Genomic DNA, 3,203 nt, shown 5'->3' on the forward strand with positions numbered 1-3,203 from the left:
CCTGCTGAGGGCGTAGCCGCCCAATAAACAGAATGGCTATCGGCGGGGGCTTCGGTCCCCGCCGTCATTTCTTGGGACGCTAACGGGGGCAGGCCATGAGCGCTGGCAAAGACCGACTCGCGGCACAGCGGCCGGCGCAGCGCCGCTAGCTGGGCCTTTTCCAGTCTTTTCTAGCGATTCTCTGCGGTCGTCAGGAAGCTGTTGATCTGTTCGTCGACCTCATTGCGCTCTGCATCACCCAAGAGCTCGCCTTCTCTCTGCGAATTATTGTAGTCGGTCAACTGCGATTCGAGCGCATTGAACTTGGAGGGCGGTGATTGACGTAGGCGCGACAGTCGCCGGATCAGGCGCTGTTGTGCAAAAGTTTCGGAGGGGTCTGGCTTGCCCAGCAGGTACTCGGAGCCACGTTTGGTCGTAACGACCATGGAGTTCGACTCAAGGCTGTAACCGGTGACTGGGGAAGTCCTGATGTGCGACGAGGAGGGAAAACGCGGGTTGCTTCCGTAGACTCGCCCTTCGATACACACGAGGGTTTCGCCTTCACGGGTGATCAGTTCAAGAATCTTCCAGTTATTGAGGATATTCATAGTGCTCCCCGACCCGACCAGTTCGCGACGTACCGCATCAAGATATGATTTTACGCCAAAAAAAAACTTTGTGCACCGTTTCGAGCGAGCCGGCGCTTGCCCGCGCCGGACTCGCGTATCGCTTACGACCCCTGCCGGCTTGCGGGTTGGTGTCTTGCAAGAAACGATGCCGGACTGCAAGGTGCCTGAAACTACTTGTCGCCGCGTGCTCCTGGTTGCACCCTGCTTGTCAAGCAATACGCCTCCCGCTGAGCAATCGACGTCACGCTGATCTGCTCTGAATAAGCGTCTCGAACGTGCTTCGCACACGATGCGGAACGGCATCCGTCACCCTCGACCATCTTTGGGGTGCAATCTGGAGTCGTAGTGAGCGGTTGAAGCAAGATTTGTGCCGTAATTCAAGGCGGCTTAGAGTGTTTCGATAAAACATATTCTTAGATGACGTAACGAAAACCATGGTTGCGACGCATGTAAAGTATTCCGACAGATCGTGTTCGAGTCCAGCCGCTCGCTGACTAGAGCAGGTGTTGCCGCTCGTCGACCGTCAGTGCATCGACACAAGCCATCTGTCGCTCCAGCACGGCTGGCGTTGCTTCGGAGGGGTCGTGTCCACGGGCGTTGCGGCGACGGAGGCGCGCGCGCAACTGAGCGTGGCTGGCTTGCGGTGCGACGATGTGGAATGGCACCTCGGCGCGTTTGGCCAGGTCGCGGAAATCCTCGCGCCACGAATGTTGCAGGAAAGCAGCGTCAACCACCACCGACCAACCGCCGGCGAGCGCCTCGCTGGCCAGCTTGTGCAGCCGACTGTAGGTTTGCTCGCTTGCTTCGGGCGAGTAGATTCCGCGGTCGACCGGCGACTTGCTGTCGGCGGTCGGCGCCAGCCCGAACAGGCGCTTTCGCTCAACATCTGAACGCAGGCGGATGGTGGAGCCCGCTGTATCCTGCAGGACGAGTTGCCGCGCTGCGCGACTCTTGCCACAGCCGGCAAGGCCGTGGGTGATGATCAGCCGTTTGGCGCGAGCTTGAGTGAGATGAATGCCCAGAGCGAGGTAGTGGCCGGCAGTGGAAAAGTCGCCCGAGGCCTGAGCGGCGCGAATCGCCGCAATCTTGGCTCGCACGAGAGCACGGTAGACCGCGTAATACCGCAGAACGGCCAGCGCCGCGTAATCGCCGCTGGCGCTCAGCCATTCGTTGATGAACCATCCGGCCAGTGCCGGCTGCTGGTGGCTGAGCAAATCGATGTAGGTGAAGGCGATCTCACTTGCAACGTCGATCCAGCGCAGGTCCTCACTGAATTCGATACAGTCGAAAAGCCTCACGCGTGATCCAATCAACACCAGGTTGCCCAGGTGCAGGTCGCCATGGCACTCGCGTATCCGTCCGGCGGCCCGGCGCGCAGCCAACTGCGGCACCAGGCGATCGGAGTTGCGCAGAGACCAGGCTGAAAGCAAGGTGAGCTGAGCCTGTATCGGGCCGTCGGGCAGGAGGGCTTCGAGTGTGGACAGGTTGTCGAGCACCTGTGAGCGAACGCGTTCAGGCCGGCCAAAATCGCTCGCCGGTGGAGCGACAGCGGCCGCTTGGTGAAAGGCGGCAATGCGGGTGCCGAGTTCGGAGACATGCTGCGGATGAAGGTGATGGTGTACGCAAAGCCGGTCAAGCCGCCCACTTTCTGCGAAGCGCCGCATTTTCACGGCATACTCGAGTATCCTGCCGGATCCGCCGACGACAGGCCTGCCACCCTGATCGACGATGCTGACCACCTCGAGATATAGGTCGGGAGCGAAACGACGATTCAGTTGCAGTTCGGCGGTACAGCAAGCCAGCCGCCGCTCCAGCGTGCCGTAGTCAAGAAAGGGAAGCACGACCGGCTTCTTGATCTTGTAGACGAAGTTCCCGGCGATGAGAAGCCAGGAGGCGTGGGTTTCAACCAGGTCGACCTTGGCCGGAGGTTCGGGGTAGCAGCGGGGTTCGAGAAGGGCGCCGATCAATGGCGGTAAGGCTGCGCTCATCGATTCTCCAGCAGCCGATGCGGAAAGCTCGCTGCAGCGCAGGGCGGCACGTCAAGCCGTGACGACAAAATACGCTCGACGAGCGGCAAGCCGATGCTGTGGATAGCGCGATGCATGCTGCGGGCTGCATCGAAATGCGCACTGAAGCACGGCAAAGCGGAAACAGTGCACAAAACGATGGCGAGGAACCCGCTAGACTCGCTTGCAGGGCGTTGAGCCAGGTAATTGCGCTCGAGTTCCTCCTGGCGTTCGTGGGGCGAGCCGGTGCTGTCGCCATCGCTGGTCGGGACAGCGCGTTGCGGGAGGCCGACGCGCGGGCTGTCCAGGGGCGGCCTGACCGTAAGGAAATGTAGACGCATGCGACGAACTCCAGAGGACGCAGGGAAGGTATTCCAGGGGTTGGCGACCGCCGCGCCAAGCCAGGTCGCCCTTTGCCTGGCAGCGCCATGCGGGTCGGCACGCCGCCAGTTCATCCGGGGTGCTCCCGGCACGCTGCCAAGCGCGCAATCTACACCCTCAGCCGCGATAAATCACGTGTTCGGCCGGACCCGCCAGGGCAATTGCATGAATGCCAATGTCGTTGACCCTCTGGAATAGTGGTTTACCG

General features: G+C 61.0%; 2 protein-coding genes. Both read right to left on the bottom strand.

Annotation, left to right across the window (positions count from 1 at the left end; translation table 11 throughout):
- Nucleotides 1-170: 170 nt before the first annotated feature.
- A complete protein-coding gene (locus tag RKP46_RS14715; RefSeq protein WP_311107332.1) occupies nucleotides 171-587 on the bottom strand; it encodes a hypothetical protein in 417 nt (138 codons plus the stop codon).
- Between the two features lie 515 nt (nucleotides 588-1,102).
- Nucleotides 1,103-2,596: an AAA family ATPase gene (locus RKP46_RS14720; RefSeq protein ID WP_311107333.1), complete on the bottom strand. Its 1,494-nt coding sequence runs from the start codon at nucleotides 2,594-2,596 to the stop codon at nucleotides 1,103-1,105.
- Nucleotides 2,597-3,203 lie beyond the last annotated feature (607 nt).

Source organism: Accumulibacter sp. (assembly GCF_031732815.1).
Lineage (GTDB): Bacteria > Pseudomonadota > Gammaproteobacteria > Burkholderiales > Rhodocyclaceae > Accumulibacter.